Source organism: Arthrobacter echini, from assembly GCF_004803505.1.
In the GTDB taxonomy this organism is placed as follows: Bacteria; Actinomycetota; Actinomycetes; order Actinomycetales; family Micrococcaceae; genus Arthrobacter_D; species Arthrobacter_D echini.
Map to the genome: position 1 here is coordinate 154,559 of NZ_SSWH01000004.1, position 24,533 is coordinate 179,091.

A 24,533-nucleotide genomic window follows, 5' to 3' on the forward strand; every position below is an offset into this window, starting at 1 on the left:
TCATTGTGCTCCACGGGGTCAGAACGTCTCTTCCCACCGGGCGAGGAACAGTCCTCAAGTGTCACCTTCCGAGTAGTACTGCGGTAGCATTGCGGTATGAAGCTTAGTGTCAGTCTGCCGGACGAGGATGTTGCCCTACTCGACGAGTTCGTCCGCACCACTGGCCTCCCTTCGAGGTCCTCCGGAGTGCAGCACGCTGTGCGGATGTTGCGACTGCGCGATCTGGAGCGGGATTACGAAACCGCTTGGCAAGAATGGGAGAGTTCGGGGGATCAGGCGGCGTGGAGTATTACGGACGCCGATGGGATCGCCGATGCTGCGCGGTGAGATCCGGCTTGTCGATCTGGATCCCGTGCGAGGAAGCGAAGCCAGAAAGCGGCGTCCTGCAGTCATCGTCAGCAACGACCGAGCGAACTCGATCGCGCAGCGGCTCGGTCGCGGTGTCGTCACCGTCGTCCCCGTGACCAACAACGTCGATCGGGTCTTCCTGTTCCAGGCACTGCTACCCGCGGCCGAGACAGGCCTTCGGCAGGATTCGAAAGCGCAGGCCGAGCAGGTTCGCTCCGTCGCGGTCGAACGGCTCGGAGCGCTTGTTGGTCGCGCTTCTGCCGTCGTCATGGGTCACATCGACGACGCCCTGCGCCTTCATCTGCAGCTGTAGCGATACGCCGCGCTGACACCGCACATCCGCGGCGACCCACTGACACGGTCAGCGGTCCGCAAGAGCGAGAGCCACCACCTGGTCGGCGACGCCGAAGAACCATCGTGCATCCGGGGCTGCGCCCTGCCGGGAGGCCACCTGCATCACGAGGACGTACCGGGTGCCGTCGGAGGTCCCGATGTGCCATGATCCGGCGATCTCGCCGGTGGCGCTGCCGCCCTTGAAGGCGACCTGCTCGATCCCCTCCGAGGTGCTCAGACCAGGGTTCATGCCCAGGATGTCCGTGACCGGGGCTCCGGCGTCCGTGTCGGCGATTCGCTGCAGGTACAGGTGGGCGGCGCACAGATCCTGGGTCGTCGCGAACCAGTCGAGCCCGGCGGTCCACGACACACTCGCGGCACGCTCCGGGTCGATGCCGAGGTCCCATTCCGGGAGGCTCTCGACGAGCTCACGCTGAGCTGCGCTCACCTCCGGATCAGCATTGACCGGGTCCTCTCCGGTGACGGACTGCCACTCCTCGAACAGGTCAGGGTCGTAGGACAGCTGGAACATCTCCCGGGTGGTCAGGAAGGGCATGGTGACCTCCGGCGCGCCGTGCCCCATCGCCTCGACAGCACGTTCCACAGCAGCACGTCCCACGGCGTCGATGAGCAGGTCGGTCGCGGTGTTGTCACTGATGGCGATCATCGCCTCTGCAGCTTCACGAACGGTGACCTGGGTGCCGGCCGGCTCGTTCTGCAGCGTTCCGCTGGGGAGCGACTTCAGGTCCTCGGTCAGCGTCAGCTCCTCGTCCCAGGTGAGATCGCCGTCGTCGATGGCCTGCACGAGGGCTCCGAGGACGTAGAGCTTGAAGATCGAGCCGATCGGCAGCAATTGGTCTGCACCGTCCTCGACCACGGGCCGGCAGGTGGATCCGTCCTCGCTGACCTCCGCGAGGAGGAACGCGGAGCGTCCGCCGGCCTCTGACAGCGCGCCTGGGGCATCCTCGATGGAGGAGAGCTCGGGAATCGGCGTCAGCCCACTGATGAGGAGTGCCGCGATGCGCTCCTCCCCGTCGAGGGAAATCGAGAGCAGATACTCCTGGCCGGCGGCACCCGTCAGGTCGCCCTGTGCGCCGGGACCGTGCTCCTGGTAGGTCTCGAGCACGAACGGCCCGAGGGCGCGCAGCTGATCGAAGGTCGCGGCCAGCTCATCGGCGGGAACCTCGGCCAGGAACTCGGGGGCGAAGCGCTCGGTGGCTTCCTCCTCATCGGGGCCGTCATCGGCAGCGAGCTGATCGAGCACCCAACGCACCTGCATACCGACCGGAGAATCAGGGATTGTCGGTGGGTCGGTATCCGTGGACGCACTCGGGGCGCCGGAAGCGGATCCCACTGGTTCTGCCGACGGCGTCGTCGTCGATTCCCCGGAGTCCGTCTCGCTGCTGCAGGCGCTGAGCAGGAGCGAGGCGGTGATGATGAGAGCCATGGGGTACCTGTGGTGGCGCATGGAGGGTCCTTCGTCGATCAGCTCGGAGATTCATCCGTTCCCAGCAATCTACGGCGTGATCAGGGAGGAGACAGCTAGCTGCCCCGAAGTCCCACTCGTGTCGGTGCAGTATTCGCCCGATCCGAAAAGAGCAATACTGTACGTCCGAGCAATAACTTTCCTCAGCCGCCTACGATGTTGCTACGACGCGGGTGACGCCAGGAGCTGAGTGCGTCGCGATGAAGGGATGGTGGGTGTCGGTGTCAGAGGTGGAGCGGGATTCGCCGGCGGTGTCGGAGACCGACGCGGAAATGTATGTGGCGTCGGTGTGCTTCAAGACCGGTCCTCCGGGGGCGGTGGGCGTCGAGATCGAGCGGATCGTGCATGATGTCTCGGACGTCCGGCGCCCCGTGCCGGCTGCCGAGGTGCGTATCGTTGCCGCGGAGCTGGGCAGCGAGCTGCCCGGTGGAGGTGCTGTCACGTTCGAGCCGGGCGGACAGTTCGAAGTGAGTTCGGCCTGCGGAGCCGACCTTTCCTCGGTCATCGACGCAGTGAGGGCTGACCTGCGAGTCACTGATCAGTATTTCGATGACGCGGGGCTTTCCTTCAGCAGCCTGGCCCTGGATCCCGTTCGACCGCCGGTGCGGACCCTGGATCATCCCCGGTATACAGCGATGGAAGCCCACTTCGACCGTGCGGGGCAGGCAGGTAGGACGATGATGTGCTCCACGGCTTCCTTGCAGGTGTGCCTGGAGGCGGGTCTTCCCGGGAATGGTCCGGGCAGTGCGGTACAGCGCTGGCAGCGCCTTCACCGGCTCGCTCCGGTGCTCGTCGCCCTCTTCGCCAATTCCCCTTTCCACCAGGGGGCGCCCAGCGGGTGGCAGAGCACCCGGCAGGCAGTCTGGCTCGGAATAGACCCATCCCGCGCTTCCCCGGTGCAGGATTCCGCTGATCCACCTGCCGCATGGGCCCGCTACGCCCTGGACGCCTCGGTGTTGTGCATACCGTCGTCGCGCGGTTCCTGGGAAGCACCGCATGGTCTGACCATGCGGGCATGGGTGCGCGGGCACGGCCCCCGCCCGGCCACGTACGAGGACCTGCACTATCACCTCAGCACACTCTTCCCGTTCATCCGCCCCCGTGGTTTCCTCGAAATCAGGGTCATCGACGCCCAGGCAGGCTCCGACTGGGAGGCCGCTGCCGCCATCACGACCGCTCTGGTGGATGACGAACAGGCAGCCGACATCGCGGCCGACGCCTGCTCGCCGGTGGCTGCGCTACCCGATGCGATGATGATCGCGGCCCGGGACGGGCTGGCGAATCCTGTGCTCGGCTCGGCAGGGCTCTCATGCGCAGACGCAGCTCTGGCAGCTATGGACCGGATGAAAGCCGATGCCGGTACGAAGGCCACGGTGGAAGCCTTCGTCGAGCAGTACGCAGCACGCAACCGATCTCCCGCAGACCAGCGGATCGACGACTGGCGCCGCACCGGCAGCTTCTCGGATCCCGCGCAGCGAAAGGAAAATGTCGGATGACGAAGAACGAGGCTCCCACGGGTACGGCGCCGAACGACCTGCGCGCCTTCATCGCCGAGGGTCTGGAGCGTGCGCGCCGTCGTACCCACGCCCTCACCGCATGTGATGAGGAGGAACTGCTCAAACAGCATTCACCCCTGATGTCCCCCCTGGTCTGGGATCTTGCCCATGTCGGCAGTCAGGAGGAACAATGGTTGGTTCGCGATGTCGGCAGGATGCAGCCGCTCCGCCCGGAGATCGACAAACTCTACGACGCGTTCGAGCACTCGCGCAGCAGTCGCCCCTCATTGCCGCTCCTGGCTCCCTCGGATTCCCGGAGCTATCTTGCTGAAACCCGGTCCAAGACGCTGCAGATCCTGGAACGGGTTCCGCTCGAGGGTTCCCCGCTGCTCCAGGGTGGCTTCGCGTTCGGCATGATGATCCAGCACGAACAGCAGCATGCAGAGACCATGCTGGCCACACACCAGCTCCGGGTAGGGGACCCTGTGCTGCATCCCGTGGCCCCGGAATCCGGGGTGCTGGCCGATACTGCCGGCGCGCTTCCTGCGGAAGTGCACGTTCCGGCGGGGTGCTTCACCATGGGAACGTCGGTGGAGCCCTGGGCGCTGGACAACGAACGGCCAGCCCATGAGGTGTACGTTCCCGGCTACTGGATCGACACCGTACCGGTCAGCAATGGTGACTTCCTGGCGTTCATGGACGACGGCGGCTATTCGAACCCTGACTGGTGGACCGCCGAGGGCTGGGCCCACCGCAACGACGACGGGCTGACGGCGCCGAAGTTCTGGAGGCGGGAGGGTGGCCAGTGGTGGCGGACCCGCTTCGGCGTCGTCGAACCGGTTCCGGTGGACGAGCCCGTGCAGCACGTGTCCTTCTTCGAGGCCGAGGCCTATGCCCGCTGGGCAGGCAGGCGTCTGCCGACCGAAGCCGAGTGGGAGAAGACGGCGCGATACGACCCGGTCAGCGGCCGCTCACGGCGGTACCCCTGGGGTGATGAGGACCCGACATCCCGTCATGCGAACCTGGGCGGTGGATCGCTGCGGCCGTCCCCGGTCGGATCCTACCCGGCCGGGGCATCGGCCCTGGGAGTCCGTCAGCTGATCGGCGATGTGTGGGAGTGGACCTCCAGTAACTTCGGCCCCTATCCGGGATTCCGGGTGTTTCCCTACCGCGAGTACAGCGAGGTCTTCTTCGGCGGAGACTACAAGGTGCTGCGGGGCGGCTCCTGGGCGGCCGACCGGGCAGCGGTGCGGGGAACCTTCCGGAACTGGGACTACCCTATTCGCCGGCAGATCTTCACGGGCTTCAGGACTGCCAGGGATGCCGCGCCGGCCGGAGACAGCTGACCATGTGCAGGCACCTTGCTTTCCTCGGACCGCCCACACCGCTGGCCACGCTCATCTCGGCACCCGACCACGGTCTGCTCCGCCAGTCCTGGTCACCTCGCCTCCAACGCAACGGCACCATGAACGCCGACGGGTTCGGCGTGGGCTGGTACGCCGCCGACGATCCATTACCGGCCCGCTACCGGCGCGCCGTCCCGATGTGGACGGACCAGTCGTTCGCCGACGTCGCCCGCGTCACCAGCAGCGGCGCCGTGCTGGCCGCAGTCCGTTCGGCGACGACCGGGACGACGCCGGATGAGGCAGCCGCAGCTCCCTACACCTCCGGGAAATGGCTGTTCAGCCACAACGGCAGGATCGACGACTGGCCCCGATCGGCGGAGGATCTGGCCGCCACGTTGCCCCCGGCACGGCTGCTTGCCCTCGAGGCCCGGGTTGACTCCGCGCTGCTCTGGGCTCTCGTCCTCCACCGTCTCGATTCTCTGGATTCCGCAGCGGATGCTTTGGCACACGTCGTGACCGCTGCGACTGCCGCCAGCACCGGCAGGTACAACTTCCTCCTCACCGATGGAGATACCATCGCTGCGACGACGGCCGGTGACACCCTGTTCTGGCGCTCCGACGCCAGAGGCACTGTCGTCGCCAGTGAACCCTCCGACGACGACGCCGACTGGCACGAGGTGCCGGACCGGTCCCTGCTGGTAGCGACGCCGCACGCCGTCGACATCAGCCCGATCCACCCCGCAGAGACGGAGGCCCCACCCGGATGAACCCTTCCCAGACTTCACCCGAGATAGTGCATCACCTGCCACCGCACTACCTGGAACGCACCCTCCGCGAGGACGTGCGTGCAGGACTGACCAAAGCAGCGAAGACACTGCCGCCCAAGTGGTTCTACGACCAGCGCGGCAGTTACCTGTTCGAGAAGATCACGCAGCTCCCCGAATATTTCCCCACACGCACCGAACGGCGGATTCTGGAGGACCATGCCGGGGAGATCGCGACGGCGAGCCCTACCGAGATGCTCATCGAACTCGGCTCCGGTTCCTCACGGAAGACACCTCTCCTGCTCGACGCCCTCAAGGCCGCCGGTGACCTCCGAAGCTATGTCGCCGTCGACGTCAGCGACACTGCCTTGATCGAGGCCAACACCGAACTGTCCAAAATCTATCCCGACCTTGACCTGCGGGCAGTCGCGGCCGATTTCGAGTCACAGCTGCACCTCCTCCCGAAGGACGGACACCGGATGGTGGCATTCCTCGGCGGGACCATCGGGAACCTCGAGCCCGATGCCCGGGAACAGTTTTTCCTGCAGGTGCGGGAACTGTTGCGACAGGGCGGCGGATCGTTGCTGCTGGGCACCGGGCTGGTACAGCCGCCGGAGATCCTGATTCCCGCGTACGACGACGCGAGCGGCGTCACCGCCGACTTCAACCGGAACGTGCTGCGCGTCCTCAACGCCGAGTTGGGCGCCGACTTCGACGTCGAAGCGTTCGAGCACGTGGCGGTGTGGAACGAGGGCGAGGAATGGATCGAGATGCGCCTCCGCGCCACGCGGGCCATGCGGGTGCGACTGCCCGGCGCCGAACTCGACGTCAGCTTCGATCAGGGTGAGGAGCTGCGAACCGAGGTGTCCGCCAAATTCCGTCCGGAAAGGATCGCTGCGGAACTCGAGGCGGCAAATCTTCGTGTGGCGGGGCAGTGGACGGACCCTGAGGGACGCTACGCGATGACCCTCGCGGAGCCCGCCTGATCCCTCCTGCTGCTGTTTTCCCGCGGCCGACGACGTCGCTGCGACCTGACCGTTCGCATGGGGTCGCCGCGCGGGTTCCGGGGGTCGGGAGCTGCCGCGCGCGACGTCGTCGGGCCGTTGCACATGGAAGGAGCCGGGAGATCACTCCCGGCTCCTTCCATGTCTTCCTACGCTGATGTCCTATCGGACGTGCAGCGTCAGCATGCCCGTCGAGTTGGACTGCTTGACTTCGATCCTCGTCCCGGTGCCGGCAACGATCACGGATCCCTGGGGATTGGCGGTGTCGTAGTAGGCGTTGGGGTTGGTGTCGTCGAAGACGGCGACGCCGGGCTGCGAGCGTACCGTGAGGGTGGTGAGGCCGGCAGCGGTCTCGCGGTTGAGCCTGAGCGCGTCGGTGGCCTGCTTGCCGAAGGTGGCGTCGAAGCTCTGGATCCGGTTGCGGACCACGGTTCCGTCGGACCAGGTGAGGGCCTTGGGGTGTGCGTCGACGGGTAGCGCGAGGCCGGCTCCGGGGTGCTGACGCGTGTTGTTGTTGCGCTGCGCGGTGTTCCAGTACGTGATGCTCAGGCCGTCCTGGTAGGCATAGTGCTCAACGGTGTCGGGTGCTGTGAGACCCCAGCCGAAGTTGTACGGGCCGACGGCGAGCGTGGCGTCATAGCCCGCGTACACCCGGTTCTCGGCGATGTAGAAGCGGTTGTTGCCGGCTGTGTCCTTGGGAAGGTTCACGACCACGGCCTGCGGCGCCTTCGTAGCGTGGAACGACGGGCCGATCTTGTGGGTGGACTTGGTTCCCGCTGTGGCTGTCTCGTAGTCCAGCCAGCCGAGCTGCAGCTTCTCCCACGCACCCATGTGGTTCGGGGTCGTACCGATCGCACCGTCACCGTGGCTGAGCCAGGAGCCTGAGCTCATGAGGGTCCAGAAGCCCGTGCCGTTCTCTCCACCACTCGTGTCGTAGAGGTCGGGCAGGCCGAGGTCGTGTCCGAACTCGTGGGCGAACACCCCGAGGCCGCCGTTCTCCGGCTCCGTGGTGTAGTCGCGGATCCAGACGTTCGAGTTGCCGATCTTGACGCCACCGAACGGATTGGCGGCGGGACCGGAGGTGCCGCCGCCGGCCTGGCCGACGGACCAGCGGTGCGACCAGATGGCCGAGGAGGCCGCTCCGGCCTCTTCACCCTCTCCGGCGTGGATCGCCTGGAAGTGATCGATGTACCCGTCGGGCTCGTCGAAGTCACCGTCCTTGTCGAAGTCGTAACGATCCCACTGATCGAAGGTCGCGAGGTAGGTGTCGATCTCGGCGGGCGTCTTGCCGGCGGCGATCTGCGAGTCGTACCAGGCGTTGGCGGTGTCCTGCACGAAGCGGGTCATGTCCGCCTGGCTCTCGGTCTCGCCGTAGCTGGCCGAGTTGTAGGGAACGGACACCCACTCACTGACGTCACCATCGACGGTGTACCGGCCACTGGACATCTCCTCGTAGACGCCCTTGAGGGATTCGCCGTCCTTGCTGAAGAACATGTCGAGGTAGTGCCCGCGGTCGAACGTGCCGGACCAGTAGGTGGAATTGTCCACCGCTCGGTTCGGCTCCGGGATGGCGCCGTGGGCGGGGCCGGGTGCCGATGAGGGGAACCGTGGGTCTACCTGGGTCCCGAAGTCGACGAGGAAGGACAGGATGCGGTCGCTGTCCTGCAGTCCGTACTGGGCCCACTGGCCGGGAGCGATCTTCACCGCCTTGGAACCATTACGGTTCTCGACCTTCGCCTCGCCGGCGATGACCTTCTCGACCGCCTGCCGGTTGAGTTCGCGCCGTTCCTCAGCGGCGGGATCGGCGCGGTCGTCGAGCTTCTTCGCAGTGCCGTCGGCGCTGGGGGAGGACGAGAACGAGGTGCTCGCGGTCGATGCGTCCGTGGTCGTGTCGCTGGTGGCCTGTGCGCTCACGGGAGCGAGCACGACGGCGCTGGTCACGGCGAGCGCCATCGCGCACCGCAGCCTGCGGGTATGAGTGGTGAGATTCAAGGGTTCTCCTTAGTGAAATGTCCCAGTCGGAGCAGAAGCATCCTCAGACCGCTGCCGAAGGATACGAATATGTTGCCTAGGTCACACATCCTGGAGGAGACAGTAGCACCAGTTGCGGACACAGGAGTGATTGGCGGGGGAGCGATTCTCCTTCTCCCCGGTCTGGAGCACACAGGGTGAAGGGGTCCTCTACAGCGGACCTGCAGCGGTCCCGAAAAGCCGGTGGAAAGAGAGGCGGTGCCGTCCATCCGGCGTGTTCTCCCGATGTGAGTCCGACGGATGCACACGTGGCCTGCAGTGGCGTTCGTCCCTGTGGTGACAGGACGGGAAGTGCCTATCCGGCGCCGACGACGAACAGGGTCCCGGCGAGACGAGGCCGGAGAGTATCAGCGTGATCATCGTGTAGCCGAGGATGTCGCGCATGTTCAGGCTGGCGATCGCGAGGAGCGGAAGTGCCCAGAACGGCTGGATCATGTTCGTCCACTGGTCTCCGTAGGAGATCGCCATCATCACCAGATATGCGACCAGCGCCGAGCCGACCAGCGTGATGAGGACCCTGCTGGCGTCGAGTTCGTCAGTGGGTGTGACGACGTCGTCGTCCGGCGCGACGTCGTCGGTGTGTCGGGCGTCGATCTGCAGTTCGATGATCCGCTCGCCGGCCTTCGGTGCCACCAGCGCCAGGGCGCCGGGAACCAGGACCACCGTGGCGATGGTGGCGGTGATGTTCCACCAGGAAAACGTCGTCTCCGCAACAGGGATGGTGCGCCCGAGTTGTTCGGCGCTGAACGAGCCCTCCGTGGCGGCGGTCAGCGGGCCCGAGCCGGAGTAGCCCATGTGCCAGACCACAAAGCCGGAGAACCCTGCCGCGACCAGCATGGGAAAGTGCAGGGGTATCCCTTTGGCCCGGGCCTGTGCGGCGACCTCCTTCGCGAGCAGTCCGCCGATGACCAGGCCGAGGCCCCAGGTGATGAGGACCGGGCATCGCCGTAATGGTTTTCTGCTGCGGCCAATCTGTTCTGCGAGGCGGGACAGAGGTTGAGCCACAAGGAGAGATGTGTAGAAAGAATCGGGGTGATGTCTCAGGACATCACATGAACCCCGCGCTCACACCCTGGATTGCGATGAGCCGGAAATGCCACCACCAAGTGATACGCCTTCGCGCTCTATCGATTCCACCTGAATCATCCTGTAAGAAGGCTTGTTGGATCTGCGTTCGCTGGAAGTGACCTCGGCGTCGGATCTTCACCTCTTTCACAAGCCGCCCCTGGTAGTTCCAGTAGGGTGATGTGAGGGTCTTGGCGCCGTTGCCGGGACCGTCCGGCAACCGTATGGAGGCTCGAGTGTCCAGAAACGAAGACCATACTCGTCACAACCCGTCCGATGTCGATGTGCCCATTCCGGGCGCACCGTCGGTCGAGGCTCCCTCCCTCGTGGAGCCGATCGAGCCCCGTGAGCCGCTTCCTCCGAAGCCTGACCAGGATTCGCCGGAGACGGTGTCGCCGACCGGTGTTCCCACGGGTGCTGCGAAGACAGCAGTGTCGCAGAGCGGGCGTTTCCTGACCACGGCGCAGGGCACGCGGATGCGTGAGACGGACCATTCCCTGAAGGCGGGTCCGCGCGGTCCGATCCTGTTGCAGGATCATCACCTGCGGGAGAAGATCACCCACTTCGATCATGAGCGCATTCCCGAGCGCGTGGTCCACGCGCGAGGCGCTGCAGCGCACGGGGTTTTCGTCGCCAATGGGGCCGGCGTCGGGGTCAGCAAGGCCGGCTTCCTCGCCGCGGGAACCGAAACGCCGGTCTTCGTCCGTTTCTCCACGGTCCTTGGTTCACGTGGTTCCGCGGACACGGTCCGGGACACCCGCGGGTTTGCGACGAAGTTCTACAGCGACGAGGGTACCTATGACCTCGTGGGCAACAACATTCCGGTGTTCTTCATCCAGGACGGCATCAAATTCCCCGACGTCGTCCACGCCGCCAAACCACACCCGGACCGGGAGATCCCGCAGGCCCAAAGCGCGCACGACACGTTCTGGGACTTCGTGTCCCTCCATACGGAGGCGCAGGCCCACACGATGTGGAACATGTCAGACCGGGGCATCCCACGGTCCTTCCGGACCATGGAGGGATTCGGGGTCCATACTTTCCGGCTCGTCAACGAGGCCGGTGAGACCACATTGGTGAAGTTCCACTGGAAGCCACGGCAGGGCGTGCATTCCCTGGTATGGGAAGAGGCTCAGATCATCAACGGCATGGATCCGGACTTCCACCGTCGCGACCTCGCCGACACCATCGAGGCCGGCGCTTACCCTCAATGGGATCTCGGGATCCAGACTTTTCCGGACACTCCCGAGGAGATGTTCGAAGGGATCGACCTTCTCGACCCCACGAAGTTCGTGCCCGAGGAACTCGCTCCGGTACAGATCATCGGCACCATGACACTCAACGCGAACCCGACCAACTATTTCGCGGAGACCGAGCAGGTCGCCTTCCACCCGGGACACCTCGTTCCCGGCATCGATGTCACGAACGACCCGTTGCTGCAGGCACGTCTCTTCTCCTACATCGACACCCAGATCTCGAGGCTCGGCGGGCCGAACTTCAGCCAGCTCCCCATCAACCGGCCGCTCACACCAGTGAACGACATGCTGCGTGACGGAATGCATCAGACAGCTGTCCACGGGGGTGTGGCACCCTACAAGCCCAACTCGCTCGACGGCGGGTGCCCTTTCCTGGCCGGGGAGGACATGAACGCCTACATCGAGGTGCCGCAGGAGCTTCCTTCCTCCCGGAAGGTCCGTGAGTCCCCGGCCACCTTCGACGATCACTTCAGCCAGGTCGGCATGTTCTTCCGGTCCTTGACCCCGGTGGAGCAGGACCACGTCATCCAGGCGTACACCTTCGAACTGGGCAAATGCTACGAGGAGAACATCCGGATCCGGCAACTGCAGAGCCTGGCCAACATCGACGAGCGGCTCTGCGCTGAAGTCGCCCAGGGCCTGGGACTGCCCGCCCCTGCTCCAACGGTGACGATGGAGGAATCCGCGACGAGTCCCGCGCTCTCCCAGATCGGTGAGACGTGGCCGGTCGACGGGCGGATCATCGGCATCATCGCCGACGAGTCCAGCGACCTGGACGCGGTCGACAGTGTCCGGCAGGACCTTCATGCTGCGGGGATGGTGCCCCTGGTGATTGCGCCGAAGGGCGGGAAGCTCGGCACCTCGATCGTCGTGCAGCGCACCTGGCTCACCGCGCGTTCCACCGAATTCGACGCGATCCTCCTTGCCGGTTCCAGCACCCCCGGCAGCGACGCGACGGACAGCCGTGATGCCAAGGCAGGAGATCCCAGCGGGCACGCGTCGGCAGACCCCCGGGCCAGCCTCATGATCGCTGAAGCATACCGCCACGCCAAGGCATTGGGCGGGTGGGGAAACGCCGAGAACGCCCTTGCAGCGGCAGGAGTGCCCTCGACCGCTCCCGGAGTAGTGGTCGGCGACGACACGTCAGCAGTCGTGGAGCAGCTGAAGGTACTACTTGCGCAGCACCGCGTCTGGGAACGATTCCCCGCCGCTTGACCGGCAGCGACACCGATGCGTTCGGACGGACTCCTTCCTGCAGGAGTCCGTCCGAACTTGGAACGAGTACCAACTCACCCGTCATCCAGGCACTGGGGGGCTGACAGCCGAAGAGCAGTGTTGTTGGGGCCGCGGATTCGAGGACGTCGCCCACGCCGATGCCCTTGACCTCGCCGTGCATCAGGGAGCGTCTGGTGCATCTCGGAATCCGATCGACACGCTGTCAGGTTCCTCCCGTCGGCCAAGGTCCCGCGCTCGTCCTGCCGAGTCCCGCCCAGCCGGCGACCCGAGGACGCAACCGTCCCTGTGCTAGCTTTGATCCCGCAACCACCCTTTAAGTTCCGTCCTGTGAGGCGGGGAAGGAGGAAGCGTGTCATGACCATGCCTGCCCCCGGATCCGGCATCACCAAGCGCGTTGTTCTCGCAGCAGCAGACATGGACCGCGCCCTCACGCGCATCGCCCACGAGATCCTCGAGGCGAACAAGGGCAGCGCAGATCTGATCCTCCTCGGCATCCCCCGCAGGGGTTTCCCGCTGGCCCAGCGCCTCGCCCGGAAGATCGCCGCCGTCGACGACGCCGTCGATCCCGACCTGATCACCGGCCAGCTCGACGTCACCATGTACCGGGACGATCTCCGCCGCAACCCCACCCGCTCACCGCAGGCCACCCAACTGCCGCCGTCGGGCATCGACGACAAGGTCGTGGTGCTGGTCGACGACGTCCTGTACTCCGGACGCACCATCCGTGCAGCCCTCGACGCCCTCGCCGATCTCGGCAGGCCCCGCATCGTGCGCCTGGCCGTCCTCGTGGACCGCGGCCACCGCGAACTGCCCATCCGCGCCGACCACGTGGGCAAGAACCTCCCGACGTCGTCCCGTGAACGCGTCCGCGTGCACCTGGGCGAGGTCGACGGGCTCGAGGGCGTCGCCGCCGACGAGGTCGTCATCGAGGACCGCACGTGAAGCATCTCCTGAGCACCCGCGACCTCTCTGCGGCGAGCGCCCTACGTCTGTTGGACGTGGCCGAGGAGATGTCCGCGGTGGGGGAGCGCGAGATCAAGAAGCTCCCGGCCCTGCGCGGACGCACCGTGGTCAATCTGTTCTTCGAGGACTCCACCCGCACCCGGATCTCGTTCGAGGCCGCGGCGAAACGGCTCTCCGCCGATGTCATCAATTTCGTCGCCAAAGGCTCTTCGGTCTCCAAGGGCGAGTCGCTGAAGGACACCGCGCAGACCCTGGAAGCCATGAGCGCCGACGCCGTGGTGATCCGCCACCCGGCCTCGGGCGCCCCCGCACGACTCGCGGCCTCCGACTGGATCGACGCGGCCGTGATCAACGCCGGTGACGGCACCCACGAACACCCCACCCAGGCCCTGCTCGACGCCTTCACCCTGCGCCGGCACTGGGCACGTATCGGCGGCAATGCCTCCCCGGGGACCACGCTCGCCGGGATGAAGGTCCTGATCGTCGGAGATGTCCTCCACTCACGCGTGGCACGCTCCAACGTGTGGCTGCTGACGACGCTCGGAGCCGAGGTGCTGCTCGCGGGCCCACCCACGCTGATGCCCGTCGGCGTCGGAGCCTGGCCCTGCACGGTGTTCTACGATCTCGACGTGGCCATCGCCCAGCGCCCCGACGCCGTCATGATGCTGCGCCTCCAGGCCGAACGCATGAACGCCGCGTTCTTCCCCTCCACCCGTGAGTACTCACGGCGCTGGGGGTTCGACGACGGCAGGCTCGCACTCCTGGACATCATGGGACTGGACGACACCGTGATCATGCACCCCGGCCCCATGAACCGCGGGCTCGAGATCTCCGCCGCAGCCGCCGACTCGCCGCGCTCCACCATCCTCGCGCAGGTGCGGAACGGTGTCTCGGTGCGCATGGCGGCGCTCTACCTGCTGCTGTCCGGCGACACGCACGACGACGACCAGCACGACGACGAGCCGCAGGACGACGCACAGCGGGACGAGCCGGACGACAACGAGCCCCACGAGCCGCTGCACCCCTTGCCCATCCCGGAAGGCCGCACGCGATGACCGACATGAACCATGCCGCCAACCCGGACCCGAGCACCGAGTACCTCATCACGGGTGCTTCGATCCTGGGGAAGACGACCGCGGACCTCCTGCTCCGCGACGGCCGCATTGCCGCCGTCGGAGACTCGGCCGCAGCGCAGGCCTCGCCGTCGGCCGTGACCATCGACGCCGCCGGGCTCGTGGCCCTGCCCGGCATGGTGGATCTGCACACGCATCTGCGCGAACCGGGCCGGGAGGACGCCGAGACGGTGGAGACCGGCTCGCGGGCAGCAGCACTGGGCGGCTTCACTGCCATCCACGCAATGGCGAACAGCTCACCCGTGGCCGACACCGCCGGCGTCGTCGAGCAGGTCCACAGTCTCGGCCTGGCCTCCGGCTGGGTGGACGTACGGCCCGTCGGCGCCGTGACGGTCGGACTCGGGGGAGAGCGCCTCGCCGAGCTCGGTGCCATGGCCGAATCCCGGGCGAATGTCCGCGTCTTCTCCGACGACGGCATCTGCGTCCACGACCCGGTCCTGATGCGCCGCGCCCTGGAGTACGTCAAGGCGTTCGACGGCGTGATCGCCCAGCACGCCCAGGAACCCCGACTCACCGAGGGCGCCCAGATGAACGAGGGCGACGTCTCCGCCGTCCTCGGCCTCGCCGGCTGGCCCGCCGTCGCCGAGGAGAGCATCATCGCCCGCGACGTCCTGCTCGCCCAGCACGTCGGCTCGCGGCTCCACGTCTGCCACGTGTCCACGGCCGGGTCGGTGGAGATCATCCGCTGGGCCAAGGCACGCGGCATCGACGTCACGGCCGAGGTCACCCCGCACCATCTGCTCCTGACCGAGGACCTGGTCCGCAGCTACGACCCCGTGTACAAGGTGAACCCGCCGCTACGCACCTCAGGCGACGTCCAGGCGCTGCGTGAGGCCCTCGCCGACGGGACCATCGACGTCGTCGGCACCGATCATGCTCCGCACCCGTCCGAGCACAAGGACTGCGAGTGGGCGCAGGCCGCCATGGGCATGACCGGGCTGGAGACCGCCCTGTCCGTGGTGCAGCACGCCATGGTGGAGACGGGCCTGCTCGACTGGGAGGGCTTCGCGCGCGTCACGTCCGTGACCCCCGCACGTATCGGCCGGCTCCACGACCAGGGCCGGGAGCTGGCTGCAGGCGAACCCGCCAATCTGATCCTCGTCGATCCCGCCGCGCGCTGGACCGTGGATCCGGCCGCGATGGCCACGAAGGGCCGCAACAGTCCGTTCCGCGATCTGGAACTGCCCGGCAGCGTCCGGGCCACGTTCTACGCCGGCCACGCCACGGTCCTCGACGGGGCGCTCGCGACGCCGCGACAGAACGCCCCGGTACAGGAGGTCCTCGCATGGAAGAAGTAGAGTGGGTCCTCCTGCCGCTGGGCATCATCCTGGTGGTCGTCGCACTCATGGCGCTCGGCTGGCGCAACCGGCTCCGCCGCCAGGCGGACGTCCCTGCGCCGCCCGACGTACCGGCCGATCTCGGGCCGGTCCTCTACGAGGCCGAGGGCCAGTACGTGGCGACGACGACGGCGGGGGACTGGCTCGATCGCATCGCCGTCCACGGCCTGGGCTTCCGCGGCAATGCCGTCGTCACCGTGCACGCCGACGGCGTCCTGATGACCCGGACCGGCGCCCCCTCCGTCTTCATCCCGCGCGCAGAGCTGGTCTCGGTACAGCTGGCGAGCGGCATGACCGGCAAGTTCGTCGAGAAGGAGGGTCTCGTCGTCGTGACCTGGAACCTCGGACCCGCCCGCACCGACCGGGAGCACCGCGTGGACACCGGATTCCGGACTCGCCACGCGGCCCACAAGGCCCAGCTCGTCGCGGCCATCGCCGCGCTCCTCCCCACAGACGCATCACCCACTCCCGACGACAGGAATCACCCGTGAGCACAGTTCCACCGACAGTACCCGCGGTGCTCGTCCTCGAGGACGGCCGGATCTTCCGCGGCACCTCCTACGGCGCCGAGGGCACGGCACTCGGTGAGGCCGTCTTCGCCACCGGCATGACCGGGTACCAGGAGACCATCACCGACCCCTCCTACGCCCGCCAGCTGGTGGTGCAGACCGCACCGCACATCGGCAACACGGGCGTGAACGCCGCCGACGCCGAGTCCCGGCGCATCTGGGTGGCCGGGTACATCGTCCGCGACGCCGCCCGACGCCCGTCGAACTGGCGCTCCGAGCAGAGTCTCGACGAGGAGCTGCGCGACCAGGGCGTCGTCGGTATCGAGGGCGTCGACACGCGCGCCATCACCCGGCACCTGCGCGAGCGCGGCGCCATGCGCGCCGGGATCTTCTCCGGCGCGGGCGCGCTGTCCGACGACGCCCGGCTCATCGAGCAGGTCCTCGAGCAGCCCGCCATGACCGGCTCCCGCCTCGCCGAGGAGGTCAGCATCGACCAGGCGTACGTCGTCGAGCCCGCCGAGCACGGCTGGACCGGGGAGCCGGTGGCCACCGTCGCGGCGCTGGATCTCGGCATCAAGGCCATGACGCCCACGCACTTCGCCCGGCGCGGGGTGCGCTGCGTCGTCCTGCCCGCCACCGCGACGTTCGACGACATCACTGCAGCCGGACCGGACGGCGTCTTCATGTCCAACGGACCGGGCGACCCCGCTACTGCGGAACCCCAGGTCGAGGTCCTGCGCCGTGTCCTCGACGCGCGGATCCCGTTCTTCGGCATCTGCTTCGGGAACCAGATCCTCGGGCGGGCGCTGGGCTTCGGCACCTACAAGCTCCCGTACGGCCACCGCGGTATCAACCAGCCCGTACTGGACCGCCGCACCGGCACGGTGGAGATCACCTCCCAGAACCACGGGTTCGCCGTCGACGCCCCGCTCGACGGTCCGGTGCAGGCGCCCGCCGGATCCTACGGGCGGGTGGAGGTCAGCCACATCAGCCTCAACGACGACGTCGTCGAAGGCCTGGCCTGCCTGGACCTCCCCGCCTTCTCGGTCCAGTACCACCCGGAGGCAGCCGCCGGTCCCCATGATTCGGCGTACCTCTTCGACCGCTTCATCGAGCTCATGCTGACCGAGAAGCGGACCGGGACCACCACCCCCGGCACCACAGCGCAGGAAGAGAACTGATGCCCCGCAGAACCGACCTCACCAGTGTCATGGTCATCGGCTCCGGCCCGATCGTCATCGGGCAGGCCGCCGAATTCGACTACTCGGGCACCCAGGCGCTGCGCGTGCTGCGCGAGGAGGGCCTGCGGGTCATCCTCGTGAACTCCAATCCGGCCACCATCATGACCGACCCCGAGTTCGCCGACGCCACCTACGTGGAGCCGATCACCCCCGAGGTCGTGGCGAAGATCATCGAGAAGGAACGCCCCGACGCGCTCCTGCCCACCCTCGGCGGCCAGACGGCGCTCAACACGGCGATCGCCCTCGACAAGAACGGCGTCCTGGAGAAGTTCGGGGTCGAGCTGATCGGCGCGAACATCGCCGCGATCGAACTCGGTGAGGACCGCGAGAAGTTCAAGGGCGTCGTGGCCCGCGCCGGCGCCGAGTCCGCGCGCTCCTCCATCATCCACACCCTCGACGAAGCGCTCGCTGCCGCCGAGGACCTCGGGTATCCCATGGTGGTCCGCCCCTCCTTCACCATGGGCGGCCTGGGCTCCGGCCTCGCGTACACCGAGCAGGACCTGCGCCGGATCGTCGGTCAGGGCCTGCAGTACAGCCCCACGAGCGAGGTGCTGCTCGAGGAGAGCATCCTCGGGTGGAAGGAGTACGAGCTCGAGATGATGCGCGACAGGAACGACAACGTCGTAGTGGTCTGCTCCATCGAGAACCTCGACCCCGTAGGCGTGCACACCGGAGACTCCATTACCGTCGCACCCGCCCTGACCCTCACCGACCGCGAGTACCAGCGCCTGCGCGACATCTCGATCGCCGTCATCCGTGAGGTCGGCGTGGACACCGGTGGCTGCAACATCCAGTTCGCCATCGAGCCCGACACCGGCCGCGTCGTCGTCATCGAGATGAACCCGCGGGTCTCACGGTCCTCGGCGCTGGCCTCGAAGGCCACCGGCTTCGCGATCGCGAAGATCGCCACGAAGCTCTCGCTCGGGTACACGCTCGACGAGATCCCGAACGACATCACGCTGAAGACCCCGGCCTCCTTCGAGCCGACCCTCGACTACGTGGTGGTCAAGGTTCCGCGGTTCGCGTTCGAGAAGTTCCCGGCCGCCGATCCCACCCTCACCACCACCATGAAGTCCGTCGGTGAGGCCATGGCGATGGGCCGCAACTTCACCGAGGCTCTCCAGAAGGCGCTCCGGTCGCTCGAGCAGCGTGACTCGCAACTGTCCTTCGCACCCGTACCGGCCGAGGAGGTCGATCGGCTCGTCGAGGCCGCGAAGCGACCCACCACCGAGCGCCTCTCGCAGGTGCACCGCGCCCTGCTCGGCGGCGCGAGCCTCGAGCGCCTGTACGAGGCCACCGGCATCGATCCCTGGTTTCTCGACCAGCTCCAGCTGCTCAACGAGGTCGCCGAGCAGGTGCGCTCAGCCGGGAATCTCACCGAGGACGTCCTCCGCCTCGCCAAGCGCCACGGCTTCTCCGACGAGCAAATCGGCGCGCTCACGTCCACGCCCGACGCCGTCGTCCGCGGTGTCCGGCACGCCCTGGGGATCCGCCCGGTGTTCAAGACCGTGGACACGTGCGCCGCCGAATTCGCGGCCTACACGCCGTACCACTACTCCTCCTACGACGAGGAGGACGAGGTGGCCCGGCACGAGGAGCCCTCGGTCATCATCCTCGGCTCCGGGCCCAACCGGATCGGGCAGGGCATCGAGTTCGACTACTCGTGTGTCCATGCGACCATGGCGCTGCGCGAGGCCGGCCACGAGACCGTGATGATCAACTGCAATCCCGAGACCGTGTCCACGGACTACGACATCTCCACCCGCCTCTACTTCGAGCCGCTGACCCTCGAGGACGTCCTGGAGGTCATCGCCGCCGAGCAGCGCACCGGCGGGGTACTCGGGGTGTTCGTGCAGCTCGGCGGTCAGACGCCGCTGAAGCTCGCGCAGGAACTGGCCGACGCCGGGATCCCGATCCTCGGCACCTCACCCGAGGCCATCGATCTCGCGGAGCACCGCGGCGCGTTCAGTCGGGTGCTCGACGCCGGTGGTCTCCTCGCCCCGAAGAACGGGACGGCGGTCTCGTTCGACGACGCGAAGCGGATCGCCGACGAGATCGGCTACCCCGTGCTGGTCCGGCCGTCCTACGTGCTCGGCGGCCGCGGCATGGAGATCGTCTACGACGAGGCGAATCTGGCCCGCTACATCGCCAACGCCACCGAGATCACCGAGGCCCACCCGGTCCTGATCGACCGGTTCCTCGAGGACGCCATCGAGATCGACGTCGACGCCCTCTACGACGGCACGGACCTGTACCTCGGGGGCATCATGGAGCACATCGAGGAGGCCGGCATCCACTCCGGCGACTCCGCGTGCGTGCTGCCGCCCATCTCGCTCGGTGCGGACATCCAGCAACGCGTCCGCGTGGCAACCCTGGCCATCGCCGAGGGCGTCGGGGTGCGCGGACTCGTCAACATCCAGTTCGCACTCGCCTCCGACGTGCTCTACGTGCTCGAGGCGAATCCGAGGGCCTCCCGCACCGTCCCGTTCGTCTCGAAGGCCACGGGCGTCCAGCTCGCCAAGGGCGCCGCGCTTATCGGCACCGGAGTCAGTATCGCGGAGCTCCGCGAGCGGGGTCTGCTGCCGGCGACGGGCGACGGCGGCACCCTGCCGCTGGACGCTCCGGTCTCGGTCAAGGAAGCCGTCCTGCCGTTCAACCGCTTCCGCACCACGGAGGGGAGGGTCGTCGACTCGCTCCTCGGTCCCGAGATGCGCTCCACGGGTGAGGTCATGGGCATCGACAAGTACTTCGACACGGCCTTCGCCAAGAGCCAGGCCGCAGCCAATGCGGCGCTGCCGGTGCAGGGCACGGTCTTCGTGTCGGTGGCGAACCGGGACAAGCGTGCCATCATCATGCCGGTCAAGCGACTCGTGGACCTGGGCTTCGAGATCGTCTCCACGGGCGGTACGGCCGACGTCCTGCGCCGGAACGGCATCCCCGCGACGACCGTGCGCAAGGTCGCGGAGGGCGTCAGCGCCGAGGGGGAGGGGACCATCGTGGATCTCATCACCGAGGGCAGGATCGACATGATCATCAACACGCCCTCCGGCGGTCAGGCGCGTGGGGACGGCTACGAGATCCGCGCTGCCGCCACCTCCTACGGGCTGCCCGTCATCACGACCATTCCCGAGGTAGGCGCCGCGGTGCAGGCGATCGAGGCCATGCGCTCCTACGAGTGGTCGGTAACGAGTCTCCAGGAGCATGCGGCGAATCTGCAGGCGTCAACGCTGCACACGGAGACCCGGCACACCGCGAGCGGGGTCGGCAGTGGCGCCTGAGACCTCGCCGACGCCCAGCGCGCGAGGCCGACGTCCAGCGTGCGGCGACCGGAGCGCGCAGTGACTGCTGAGGCGCCAGCTCCCGCACCCAGGGCACCGTTCGGGCAGCGGCTCGCCACAGCCCGCCGCGCCAGGGGCAGTCTGTGTGTCGGCATCGATCCCCATCCCGGGCTCCTCACAGCCTGGGGCCTCGAGGACACCCCAGCCGGTCTGGAGCGCTTCGCGCTCGCGGTGCTCGACGCCGTCGGGCCGGTGGTCGCTGCCGTCAAGCCGCAGGTGGCGCTCTTCGAACGGCACGGGGCGCAGGGTCTCGCGGTCCTCGAGACCCTGCTCACGCGAGGCGCTGAGGCGGGCGTCCTCACGATCGCCGACGCCAAGCGCGGGGACATCGGCTCCACGATGCAGGCCTATGCGGAGGCATGGCTGGGGGAGGGCAGACCTCTGGCGGCCGACGCCGTCACCCTTCATCCATATCTCGGCTTCGAGTCCCTGCGCCCTGCCCTGGATCTGGCGTGCGTCACGGGTCGCGGTGTGTTCGTCCTGGCCCTGACCTCGAATCCGGAGGGCAGACAGGTGCAGCATGCCGGTGGTGCCGAGTCGGTGGCCCGTGTGATCGCCCGCGCTGCGGCCGAGGAGAACAGCGGCACGGAGCCGGGGCACGTGGGCCTGGTGATCGGGGCGACCGTCGGGGACGCGGCTCACCGATTCGGACTGGACCTTCCCGCGCTCAACGGACCGATTCTCGCCCCCGGCGTGGGAGCCCAGGGTGCCGGCCGGCAGGAGCTGGTGGCCACCTTCCGGGACGCCCTGCCGCTCGTGCTGCCGACCTCGAGCCGCGCCATCCTCGCTGCCGGGCCCGACGTCGTCCGGCTGCGTGCGGCCGCCGAACGCACCCGCGACGAGCTCGGCTGAGCCTGCATTGATTTTCTCGTCCTTGCCCCGGTAGGTTCGGGAACACGGTGCTGCGAGCGTGATCCCCACCGACCGAGACCTGATCCATCCAGACAACGAGCGGTCGCCGCCTTCGTGGTGCCGCCCGGCCCAGGGAGGGCCAGTGAGCCTGAAGCCTTTGACGGATGCCGAACGAGCGGCTGCCCGCGAGAAGGCCGGGCAGGCGCGGCTGGTTCGGGCGGACATCAAGTCCCGACTGAAGACGGGTAGTCTTTCCGTGGCGGAGGTGATCGAGAACCCGGCGGGGGACGAGGCCATCGGTCGGCTGAAGGTCCTCGATCTGCTCAAGGCACTGCCCCGCGTGGGCGACGTCCGTGCGGGCATCATCATGGCGGATGTCGGTATAGCTACCTCGCGCCGGGTGCGTGGTCTCGGCATCCACCAGCGCAAGGCCCTCGTCGAGTACCTCGAACAGCAGCAGTCCGGCTCGGCCGGCAAGTGAGGAAGCATCTGTGTCCCAGCCCCGGTTGACAGTCCTGGCAGGTCCGACGGCGGTCGGCAAAGGGACCGTCTCGACCTATATCCGTGACCACTACCCGGAGGTATGGCTCTCCGTCTCGGCGACCACCCGTCCGCCGCGCCCCGGGGAGACGGACGGCGTGCACTACTTCTTCGTCTCACCGGCCGAGTTCGACCGGTTGACCGAGGACGGTCAGTTGCTGGAGTGGGCCGTGGTCCACGGTCGCAACCGGTACGGGACCCTGCGGCGCACGGTCCAGCAGGCCATGGACGAGGGGCGCAGGGTGCTTCTCGAGATCGACCTCCAGGGTGCCCGCCAGGTCCGGCAGACCATGCCGGAGGCGAACTTCGTCTTCCTGGCGCCACCCAGCTGGGACGAAATGGTGCGCCGGCTCGTGGGGCGTGGCACTGAATCTGCGGAGGAACAGCAGCAACGGCTGGAAACCGCTAAACTGGAACTTGCCGCCGAGCCGGAATTCAACCACACCGTCGTCAACGACTCCGTGGAGCATGCGGCAGATGAGCTCGTTTCACTGATGGGACTGCACCCACTGCAGCGCTGAGAACGTCCTGCAGGCGCCGTCCCGCCCAATATTTGGAGTATTTGTGTCAACTCAGCCCGAAGGCATCATCAATCCGCCGATCGACTCACTGCTGGAGGTCTCGGACTCGAAGTACGCCCTCGTGATCTTCGGAGCCAAGCGTGCCCGTCAGATCAACGCCTACTACTCGCAGTTGCACGAGGGGTTGTTCGAGTACGTCGGCCCCCTGGTCGACACGAAGCTCAACGAGAAGGCACTGTCGATCGCACTGCGTGAGATCGACGAGCGCATGCTCGTCTCCACACCCTCCGAGTCGTCCGAGTAGCGGGACCGTCAACAGGTCGGCGTCGGAAGGCAGAGAACCGGTGCGCATAGTACTTGGTGTCGGAGGAGGGATCGCAGCCTACAAGGCAGCATCCCTCCTCCGTCTTTTCACGGAAGCTGGGCACCACGTCACAGTGATTCCCACCGACGCCGCGACCCGCTTCGTCGGCACAGCGACGTGGGAGGCGCTCTCCGGCAATCCGGTGACCAACAGTGTCTGGGACGCGGTCGACAGGGTCAACCATGTACGGCTCGGTCACGAGGCCGACCTCATCGTGATCGCCCCCGCCACTGCTGACGTCCTGGCGCGTGCGGCCGCTGGTCTCGCCGACGATCTCCTGACCGGGACCCTGCTGATGGCCCACGGACCGGTGGTCATGGCACCGGCCATGCACACGGAGATGTGGCAGCACGCCGCTACCCGCGCCAATGTGGAGACCCTGCGCGGGCGTGGCATCATCATCGTCGAGCCGGCCTCCGGGCGGCTGACCGGTGCCGACTCGGGGCCGGGCCGGCTTCCGGAGCCAGCGGACATCTTCACAGCGGCGATGACTGCTGTCGGGCGGAGCGAGGGAACCGGTTCCCTCCGGGGCAGACGGGTCACCATCTCGGTCGGCGGTACGCGTGAAGCGCTCGATCCCGTCCGCTTCCTCGGCAACCGCTCCTCCGGCAAGCAGGGCATGGCACTGGCCGAGGCCGCCCTCGCCGAGGGGGCGCAGGTGACGCTCGTCCTGGCGCATGCCGAGGTTCCGGCGCCACCGGGGTGCGACGTCGTCCCGGTCGAGTCGGCGCTCGAGCTGCGCGACGCCGTCCTCGCGGCTCTGCCGACCACTGATGTGCTCGTGATGGCAGCCGCCGTCGCGGACTATCGTCCGGCCGAGGTCATGACCACCAAGATCAAGAAGGGCGACGGCGAGGATCCCGTGATCACGCTCGTGCGCAACCCGGACGTCCTCCGGGAGGCGGTCCTGGCCCGGGCAGGAAGGACCGAACCCCTGGTGATCGCCGGGTTCGCGGCGGAGACCGGGGATGCCACGGCTGATCCGCTCGCGCATGCCCGGGCCAAGCTCGCCCGCAAGGGGTGTGACTTCCTGGTGCTCAACGTGGTCGGTTCGTCCCTGGTGTTCGGGCAGGATTCGAGCGAGATCACCATCCTCGACGCGCGGGGTGCCGAATCCGCGGTGATCAGCGGCAGCAAGCGCGTCGTCGCGGATGCGGTGATCGCGCACGCTGCCGAGTTGCTGCCGGACTGAGGTGGTCGCAGTCAGAGTTGCTGACCGTTTGGTGTTTCGATGGGTAGAGTTACCGGCCGCCCGGGCCGCAGACAGGCCTGCTCGCTGATTGACGTGACGATGGTCAGAGTTCCTGACCGGCCGGTTGCTGACCGATGGAGGTGCTGCCCTGCCGCGCTTCTGGTCGGCCGAGGTGCGT

Annotated in this window: 21 protein-coding genes; 18 read left to right on the plus strand and 3 right to left on the minus strand. The window is 67.3% G+C overall.

What is annotated here, in order from left to right; genetic code table 11:
* The first annotated feature begins 96 nt into the window (after positions 1-96).
* Both E8P82_RS06340 and E8P82_RS06345 read left to right on the plus strand, forming a co-directional pair.
* The gene (locus tag E8P82_RS06340; protein WP_136453647.1) at positions 97-327 is read left to right on the plus strand and encodes a ribbon-helix-helix domain-containing protein; all 231 of its coding nucleotides are present in this window, start codon (positions 97-99) and stop codon (positions 325-327) included.
* Positions 302-661 (plus strand): type II toxin-antitoxin system PemK/MazF family toxin, encoded by a 360-nt coding sequence (locus tag E8P82_RS06345; protein WP_281275776.1) that lies wholly within the window; start codon positions 302-304, stop codon positions 659-661. Before E8P82_RS06340 ends, E8P82_RS06345 begins: the two co-directional genes overlap by 26 nt.
* Before the next feature lie 48 nt (positions 662-709).
* Here the strand turns inward: E8P82_RS06345 and E8P82_RS06350 are convergent, their stop codons facing one another.
* Positions 710-2,149: a Cpe/LpqF family protein gene (locus E8P82_RS06350; protein WP_136453649.1), complete on the minus strand. Its 1,440-nt coding sequence runs from the start codon at positions 2,147-2,149 to the stop codon at positions 710-712.
* Positions 2,150-2,382: 233 nt separating this feature from the next.
* Here E8P82_RS06350 and egtA point away from each other — a divergent pair, with 233 nt between their 5' ends.
* Genes egtA through egtD form a run of 4 tightly spaced genes read left to right on the plus strand, consistent with a single transcriptional unit; the run spans position 2,383 to position 6,759 of the window.
* Positions 2,383-3,663, plus strand: coding sequence for an ergothioneine biosynthesis glutamate--cysteine ligase EgtA (egtA, locus tag E8P82_RS06355; protein WP_168796500.1), 1,281 nt, complete (start codon positions 2,383-2,385; stop codon positions 3,661-3,663).
* Positions 3,660-5,009: an ergothioneine biosynthesis protein EgtB gene (gene egtB / locus E8P82_RS06360; RefSeq protein WP_136453651.1), complete on the plus strand. Its 1,350-nt coding sequence runs from the start codon at positions 3,660-3,662 to the stop codon at positions 5,007-5,009. The genes egtA and egtB overlap by 4 nt, the downstream gene beginning before the upstream one ends.
* 2 nt (positions 5,010-5,011) lie before the next feature.
* A complete protein-coding gene (egtC, locus tag E8P82_RS06365; RefSeq protein WP_136453652.1) occupies positions 5,012-5,776 on the plus strand; it encodes an ergothioneine biosynthesis protein EgtC in 765 nt (254 codons plus the stop codon).
* A complete protein-coding gene (egtD, locus tag E8P82_RS06370) occupies positions 5,773-6,759 on the plus strand; it encodes an L-histidine N(alpha)-methyltransferase (RefSeq protein ID WP_136453653.1) in 987 nt (328 codons plus the stop codon). The genes egtC and egtD overlap by 4 nt, the downstream gene beginning before the upstream one ends.
* A gap of 180 nt (positions 6,760-6,939) precedes the next feature.
* On the opposite strand, the gene E8P82_RS06375 is transcribed toward egtD, so the two are convergent.
* Positions 6,940-8,769, minus strand: coding sequence for an immune inhibitor A domain-containing protein (locus tag E8P82_RS06375; RefSeq protein ID WP_246021023.1), 1,830 nt, complete (start codon positions 8,767-8,769; stop codon positions 6,940-6,942).
* A 189-nt stretch (positions 8,770-8,958) separates the two neighbouring features.
* Positions 8,959-9,813, minus strand: a complete 855-nt coding sequence (locus E8P82_RS06380; protein ID WP_425456003.1) for a TIGR00366 family protein — start codon at positions 9,811-9,813, stop codon at positions 8,959-8,961.
* A gap of 296 nt (positions 9,814-10,109) precedes the next feature.
* Between E8P82_RS06380 and E8P82_RS06385 the strand changes: the two genes are divergently transcribed.
* From E8P82_RS06385 to coaBC, 12 genes are all read left to right on the plus strand, one after another.
* Positions 10,110-12,344: a catalase gene (locus E8P82_RS06385; RefSeq protein ID WP_246021024.1), complete on the plus strand. Its 2,235-nt coding sequence runs from the start codon at positions 10,110-10,112 to the stop codon at positions 12,342-12,344.
* Positions 12,345-12,725: 381 nt separating this feature from the next.
* A complete protein-coding gene (gene pyrR, locus E8P82_RS06390) occupies positions 12,726-13,307 on the plus strand; it encodes a bifunctional pyr operon transcriptional regulator/uracil phosphoribosyltransferase PyrR (protein WP_136453756.1) in 582 nt (193 codons plus the stop codon).
* Entirely contained in the window at positions 13,304-14,383 is a 1,080-nt protein-coding gene (locus tag E8P82_RS06395) for an aspartate carbamoyltransferase catalytic subunit (protein ID WP_136453655.1), read from the plus strand. Before pyrR ends, E8P82_RS06395 begins: the two co-directional genes overlap by 4 nt.
* Entirely contained in the window at positions 14,380-15,759 is a 1,380-nt protein-coding gene (locus tag E8P82_RS06400) for a dihydroorotase (protein ID WP_136453656.1), read from the plus strand. The genes E8P82_RS06395 and E8P82_RS06400 overlap by 4 nt, the downstream gene beginning before the upstream one ends.
* On the plus strand, positions 15,747-16,289 hold the full coding sequence (locus E8P82_RS06405; RefSeq protein WP_136453657.1) for a PH-like domain-containing protein: 543 nt from the start codon (positions 15,747-15,749) through the stop codon (positions 16,287-16,289). Before E8P82_RS06400 ends, E8P82_RS06405 begins: the two co-directional genes overlap by 13 nt.
* Positions 16,286-17,488, plus strand: a complete 1,203-nt coding sequence (carA, locus tag E8P82_RS06410) for a glutamine-hydrolyzing carbamoyl-phosphate synthase small subunit (protein ID WP_211096810.1) — start codon at positions 16,286-16,288, stop codon at positions 17,486-17,488. Before E8P82_RS06405 ends, carA begins: the two co-directional genes overlap by 4 nt.
* Complete coding sequence (carB, locus tag E8P82_RS06415; protein WP_136453658.1) at positions 17,488-20,826, plus strand: carbamoyl-phosphate synthase large subunit; 3,339 nt, start codon at positions 17,488-17,490, stop codon at positions 20,824-20,826. Before carA ends, carB begins: the two co-directional genes overlap by 1 nt.
* A 60-nt stretch (positions 20,827-20,886) precedes the next feature.
* Positions 20,887-21,738 (plus strand): orotidine-5'-phosphate decarboxylase, encoded by an 852-nt coding sequence (gene pyrF, locus E8P82_RS06420; RefSeq protein ID WP_136453659.1) that lies wholly within the window; start codon positions 20,887-20,889, stop codon positions 21,736-21,738.
* Between the two features lie 142 nt (positions 21,739-21,880).
* Entirely contained in the window at positions 21,881-22,219 is a 339-nt protein-coding gene (gene mihF / locus E8P82_RS06425; RefSeq protein WP_136453660.1) for an integration host factor, actinobacterial type, read from the plus strand.
* A 10-nt stretch (positions 22,220-22,229) separates the two neighbouring features.
* Entirely contained in the window at positions 22,230-22,799 is a 570-nt protein-coding gene (gene gmk, locus E8P82_RS06430; protein ID WP_136453661.1) for a guanylate kinase, read from the plus strand.
* Positions 22,800-22,842: 43 nt separating this feature from the next.
* Positions 22,843-23,103 (plus strand): DNA-directed RNA polymerase subunit omega, encoded by a 261-nt coding sequence (gene rpoZ, locus E8P82_RS06435; RefSeq protein ID WP_136453662.1) that lies wholly within the window; start codon positions 22,843-22,845, stop codon positions 23,101-23,103.
* A gap of 40 nt (positions 23,104-23,143) precedes the next feature.
* Positions 23,144-24,355, plus strand: coding sequence for a bifunctional phosphopantothenoylcysteine decarboxylase/phosphopantothenate--cysteine ligase CoaBC (gene coaBC, locus E8P82_RS06440; protein ID WP_136453663.1), 1,212 nt, complete (start codon positions 23,144-23,146; stop codon positions 24,353-24,355).
* Positions 24,356-24,533: the final 178 nt, after the last annotated feature.

What these genes read in the sequence shown, in the direction of transcription:
- carB (WP_136453658.1), top strand. Translation starts at nt 17,488, where the DNA reads ATGCCCCGCAGAACCGACCTCACCAGTGTCATGGTCATCGGCTCCGGC.
- egtB (WP_136453651.1), top strand. Translation starts at nt 3,660, where the DNA reads ATGACGAAGAACGAGGCTCCCACGGGTACGGCGCCGAACGACCTGCGC.
- E8P82_RS06400 (WP_136453656.1), top strand. Translation starts at nt 14,380, where the DNA reads ATGACCGACATGAACCATGCCGCCAACCCGGACCCGAGCACCGAGTAC.
- egtD (WP_136453653.1), top strand. Translation starts at nt 5,773, where the DNA reads ATGAACCCTTCCCAGACTTCACCCGAGATAGTGCATCACCTGCCACCG.
- E8P82_RS06340 (WP_136453647.1), top strand. Translation starts at nt 97, where the DNA reads ATGAAGCTTAGTGTCAGTCTGCCGGACGAGGATGTTGCCCTACTCGAC.
- E8P82_RS06350 (WP_136453649.1), bottom strand. Translation starts at nt 2,149, where the DNA reads ATGCGCCACCACAGGTACCCCATGGCTCTCATCATCACCGCCTCGCTC.
- egtC (WP_136453652.1), top strand. Translation starts at nt 5,012, where the DNA reads ATGTGCAGGCACCTTGCTTTCCTCGGACCGCCCACACCGCTGGCCACG.
- pyrR (WP_136453756.1), top strand. Translation starts at nt 12,726, where the DNA reads ATGCCTGCCCCCGGATCCGGCATCACCAAGCGCGTTGTTCTCGCAGCA.
- E8P82_RS06405 (WP_136453657.1), top strand. Translation starts at nt 15,747, where the DNA reads ATGGAAGAAGTAGAGTGGGTCCTCCTGCCGCTGGGCATCATCCTGGTG.
- E8P82_RS06345 (WP_281275776.1), top strand. Translation starts at nt 302, where the DNA reads ATGGGATCGCCGATGCTGCGCGGTGAGATCCGGCTTGTCGATCTGGAT.